We start from the raw sequence: 5184 nt of genomic DNA on the forward strand, positions 1-5184 counted from the left end.
TCCCGACACCACCCATCGTGTCGCCGAACCCCTTGGCGAACGCCGTCACCGACGCGGTCAACCCCAACCCGGCCGCGATCCCGACCGAGATCGCCCCGATCATCAACGCCAGGAACGCATGCAACTTGGCATAGGTGATCAGCAGCACGATCACCGCGATCCCACCCAACGCCGCCACGATCAACTGGGTGTTCGACCCCGTCGGCACCACCGGATCAGGCGCAGCCACCAACAACGGCACAGACATCGGGCCTCCTCAGGCCTTGGGCGGTGGACGGGCCGATACCGGCCAGCAGGTCCACACGCAACATGTGAGATCGCCATCAACCGCATGAACAACATGTGTATTGCTTGTCTAGGTCGATAAAGTAGTACGAATAGTGAAAGGGGTCAAGAGGAGGGGAGAGCGGATCTTCGGAACGTGTGATCCGGGGGTGCCGGGGGCGGTCGGCCCCGGCCGACCCCGCCGGTCGCGACCAGGGTCGGCCGGGGCCGGCGGAACGAGCGGTCCGGCGACCGAGCGGGGCGCGCGGAAAGGCCCGCCGGACCGGACCGGCGCGGCGGGATCAGTTCTGGAGCAGTCCATCTCGGGTCGGCGGCGCGCCGCGCCGGCCTACCCCGGAGGTGTCCGGATCAGCCGGTACGACCGGGCATCCCGGCCCTCCCGGAGGGCGGCAGCGGGTCACCGGCGGGCCTCGCGGCCGGCCGGGCGGCGGGCGATCCCGGTCCCCGCCCGGAGGCCGGATCAGCCCAGGGCCAGCACCTGCAGCAGCCCGCGGGCCGCCTCGCCGCCCTCGTCGCGCGCGACGGCCACCGCACGCGGGACGTCGAGGTCGTCCAGCAGGGCCGCGGTGACGGCACCGCTCGCGGCGGACGACCGGCTCGGGCGGCCGGCCGCCGCGTACAGCTGCTCCAGCTCCGCGGTCGCGGCGTCCAGATCGGCCGGCCGGTACTCCCAGTCCGCGCCCCAACGGCGGTCGAGCAGCAGCAGGCGCACCGCAGCCGGCGGATGATCGCGCACGAGATCGCCGACCAGCACCAGGTTGCCCACGGACTTGGCCATCTTCCGGCCGTCGACGTGCACGGCGCCCACGTGCATCACGCGCCGCGCGAAGGGGGTCACGGCCGTCGCCGCCTCGACCATCGCCGCCTGGTAGGCGTGATGCGGGAACACCAGATCCCGTCCACCGACCAGCAGGTCGACGCCGGCGCCAAGGGTGGCCAGGGCCATGGCCGCGCATTCCGCGTGCCACCCGGGGCGCCCCCAGCCCCAGGGGCTCGGCCAGGCCGGGTGCTCGGCGGTCGACGGGCGCCAGATCGGAGTGTCGAACGGGTCGTCCCGCAGCGGATCGGCCGGGTCGTCGCCGAATTCGGACGCCAGGGCGAGCGCCCGGTCCCGGCTCAGACCGGAATCGGCGGCCGCGACGGCGCCGCGGAAGAAGACGTGACCGTCCCGCTCGTAGGCATTGCCGGTCGTGAGCAGCGCCGCGGCCAGCTGGCGCACCTGCGGGACGTGGTGCCGGGCCCGGGGCGCGTGCGCCGGCCGGCGCACCCGGAGCGCGGCCATGTCCTGCTCGAACAGGTACTCCTGGTACAGCGCGAAGTCGTCGTAGTGCCGGCCCTGGCGGCTGGCCGCCGTGGTCAGCACGTCGTCCACATCGGTGACGTTGCGGGACGCCAGGGTGTGCACTCCGACCGAGCGGAGCACCGACTCCGCCGCGTCCGCCCAGACGAAGGTCGCCGCGTGGCCGAGGTGCGTGACGTCGTAGGGGGTGATCCCGCAGACATAGACCCGCGCCGGGCTGACCATCGGCAGCGGCCGGCCGGCCAGCCGCAGCCGGGCGCTCGGCTCGTCGGCGCTCGCGCCGGCCGGGAACCGCCCGGCCAGACCGACCACACCCGACGACGTCTGCGCACTCACGGTCATCCGGTCATCATGCCCGCGCGGCCCGACCCGACCAAGACGGCGAGCCGACCGGCCGGACCGGCCGGACCGGAGAACGACGGACGCCCCCGCGCGGGGCACGGGGGCGTCCGATCCCTGACGGTCACGGCGCCCCCGGCGCCGGTCAGGGCGCCGCGTCAGTCGGCGACACCCGGCTGGGCCTCGGCCAGCTCGTCCGCGGCGCCGGGGGAACCGGCCAGGAACCGGTAGGCCAGGCCGGCGATCGCCGCGCCGACCAGCGGCGCGACCCAGAACAGCCAGAGCTGGGTCAGCGGGGTGCCGCCGACGAACAGCGCCGGGCCGGTGGAGCGGGCCGGGTTCACGGAGGTGTTGGTGACCGGGATCGAGATCAGGTGGATCAGCGTCAACGACAGCCCGATGGCGATGCCCGCGAACTGCTGCGGCGCCCGGCGATCGGTGGCCCCCAGGATCACCAGCAGGAAGATCGCCGTCAGCACCACCTCGACGACGAGAGCGGCGGCCAGGGAGTAGCCCTCGGGCGAGAAGTCCCCGTACCCGTTGGTCGCGAAGGCGCCGGCCTGGGTGTTGTCGACGGTGAAGCCCGGCTTGCCGCCGGCGACGACCCGCAGCAGCCCGGCGGCCGCGACGGCGCCGGCCACCTGGGCCAGCACGTACGGCAGCAGGTCGGCCGCCGGCAGGCGCCGGCCGAGCACCAGGCCCAGCGAGACCGCCGGGTTGAAGTGCCCGCCCGAGATCCGGCCGACCGTGTAGACCATCACCAGCACGGTGAGGCCGAAGGCCAGGGAGACCCCGAGGAAGCCGATGCCGACATCGGGGATGCCGGCGGCGAGCACGGCGGCGCCGCAGCCGCCGAACACGAGCACGAAGGTGCCGATGAACTCGGCGACGAGACGATGGATCAGGGGCATGGCGGTTCCTCACGGAGATGGGTGGTCGAGGATGACCGCGAACGACGTTGTCGGGGCCGGCCCGCACACCGCGGTCCCGGCCACCGGGCCCCTCGGTGACGCCGAACACCGTAGGTGATCACGGTGACGAACCGGCTGCCGCGGGCCGGATGTGGCATCGGATCACCCCATCGGCGTCATCCACCCGTGATCTGTTCGCCATACCGGTTCGGAAAACGTGACGGACAATGCACGGATGACCGACACCGACGCCGCCCTGGACGTCAGCCTGGATGCCGTCACCACCTCCGCCGACGGCGAGGTCCACCGGCTCGAGGGCGCCACCGTCGCCGACGGGATCGACGCCGTCGCCCCGCTGCACGAGGTGCACCACACGAACGGCAACTTCCCCGGGATCGGCGACTACGCCTTCCTCTCGGACTGCGAGGCGAACTGCCTCATCGCCCCGTCGGGAGCGGTCGAGTGGATGTGCGTCCCGCGGCCCGACAGCCCCAGCGTGTTCACCGCGCTGCTGGACCGGGCCGGCGGGTCGTTCCGCGTCGCACCGTTCGGTGTCGCGGTCCCGGCCGCGCGGCGCTACCTGCCCGGCACCCTGGTGCTGGAGACGACGTGGCAGACGCCGACGGGCTGGCTGGTGGTCCGGGACGCGCTGATCATGGCCGAGTGGCACAACACCGACGAGCGGTCCAAGACCCACCGCCGGTCCCCCACCGACTACGACGCCGCGCACGTGCTGCTGCGCACCATCAAGTGCGTCTACGGCAACGTCGACCTGCAGATGACGTGCGAGCCGGTGTTCGATTACGCCCGCAAGGGCGCGAAGTGGACCTACCCGCGCAAGGACTATTCCGAGGTGGTGGCCACCGCCAAGGGACAGCCGACGCTGCGCCTGACCAGCTCGCTGCGCATCGGCCTGGAGGGTCGCACCGCGCTGGCCCGGACGAAGATGCAGCGGGACGAGGTGCACTACGTCAGCCTCGCGTTCTCCGACCTGCCCGGTCCGGCGGACACCGCCGAGGCCGAGGACTGGATGTGGCGGACCGGCGAGTACTGGCGGCAGTGGCTGTCCCAGGGGACATTTCCCGACCATCCGTGGCGGGCGTACCTGCAGTCGTCGGCGCTGGCGCTCAAGGGCCTGTCCTACGCCCCGACCGGGGCCCTGCTCGCCGCGGCGACCACGTCCCTGCCGGAAACCCCGGGCGGGGAACGGAACTGGGACTACCGCTACACGTGGATCCGTGACTCGACCTTCGCGCTGTGGGGCCTGTACACGCTCGGGTTCGACCGCGAGGCCAACGACTTCTTCTATTTCATCCACGACGTGTGCCGGGACAACCCGAACGACCTGCAGATCATGTACGGCGTCGGCGGTGAGCGGCATCTGGAGGAGGGCACGCTCGACCACCTGACCGGCTACGACGACGCCCGGCCGGTCCGCATCGGCAACGGCGCCTACAACCAGCAGCAGCACGACGTCTGGGGCGCCCTGCTGGACTCGATCTACCTGCACACCCGGTCCCGTGAGCAGATGCCCGAGGAACTGTGGCCGATCGTGATCGCCCAGGTCGAGCAGGCCGCCGCGCACTGGCGGGCGCCCGACCGCGGGATCTGGGAGGTGTGGGGCGAGCCGCGGCACTTCACCGCGTCGAAGATCATGTGCTGGGTGGCGCTCGACCGGGGCGTCCGGCTGGCCACCCTGCACGACTCGCCGGAGATCGCGGCCAAGTGGCAGAAGATCGCCGACGAGATCCACGCCGACATCCTGGCCAACGGCGTCGACGACCGTGGGGCGCTGGTCCAGCGTTACGGGGACACCGCCCTGGACGCCTCGCTGCTGCTGGCCCCGCTCGTCCGCTTCCTGCCGCCGGACGACCCGCGGATCCGCGCGACGGTGCTGGCCATCGCGGACGAGCTGACCCACGACGGGTTGGTCCTGCGGTACCGCGTGGAGGAGACCGACGACGGCCTGGCCGGCGAGGAGGGCACCTTCACGATCTGCTCGTTCTGGCTGGTCTCGGCCCTGGTCGAGATCGGCGAGGAGGAGCGGGCGCACTCGCTGTGCGAGCGCCTGCTCTCGCACGCCTCGACGCTGGGCCTGTACGCCGAGGAACTGGACCCGGTCAGCGGCCGGCACCTGGGCAACTTCCCGCAGGCGTTCACCCACCTCGCCCTGATCAACGCGGTCACCCACGTCATCCGGGCCGAGGAGCGACGCCGCTCGCACGGGTTCGCGCCGGCCAACCGGCAGGCCTGATCGGGCGCGGATGAGCCCGGCGGCGAGAACACGGGTTGTGTCTGATCCTCGCGCGAGCGTCCGCCCGTCTCAGCGGTCGACCCGCGCGAGCCATG

General features: G+C 72.3%; 3 protein-coding genes and 1 pseudogene. 1 reads left to right on the plus strand and 3 read right to left on the minus strand.

What is annotated here, in order from left to right:
* The 3 genes and pseudogenes from ACOJUF_RS09470 to aqpZ form a co-directional block, all read right to left on the minus strand.
* A pseudogene (locus ACOJUF_RS09470) lies at window positions 1-247 on the minus strand (gluconate transporter); the annotation flags it as partial.
* Window positions 248-745: 498 nt separating this feature from the next.
* On the minus strand, window positions 746-1927 hold the full coding sequence (locus ACOJUF_RS09475) for a cysteine--tRNA ligase (RefSeq protein ID WP_420121610.1): 1182 nt from the start codon (window positions 1925-1927) through the stop codon (window positions 746-748).
* A 155-nt stretch (window positions 1928-2082) separates the two neighbouring features.
* Window positions 2083-2826, minus strand: a complete 744-nt coding sequence (gene aqpZ, locus ACOJUF_RS09480) for an aquaporin Z (RefSeq protein WP_420121612.1) — start codon at window positions 2824-2826, stop codon at window positions 2083-2085.
* A gap of 244 nt (window positions 2827-3070) precedes the next feature.
* On the opposite strand from aqpZ, the gene ACOJUF_RS09485 reads away from it, so the two are divergent.
* On the plus strand, window positions 3071-5089 hold the full coding sequence (locus ACOJUF_RS09485) for a glycoside hydrolase family 15 protein (RefSeq protein WP_420121611.1): 2019 nt from the start codon (window positions 3071-3073) through the stop codon (window positions 5087-5089).
* Window positions 5090-5184 lie beyond the last annotated feature (95 nt).

This window comes from Nakamurella sp., from assembly GCF_048594475.1.
GTDB lineage: Bacteria > Actinomycetota > Actinomycetes > Mycobacteriales > Nakamurellaceae > Nakamurella.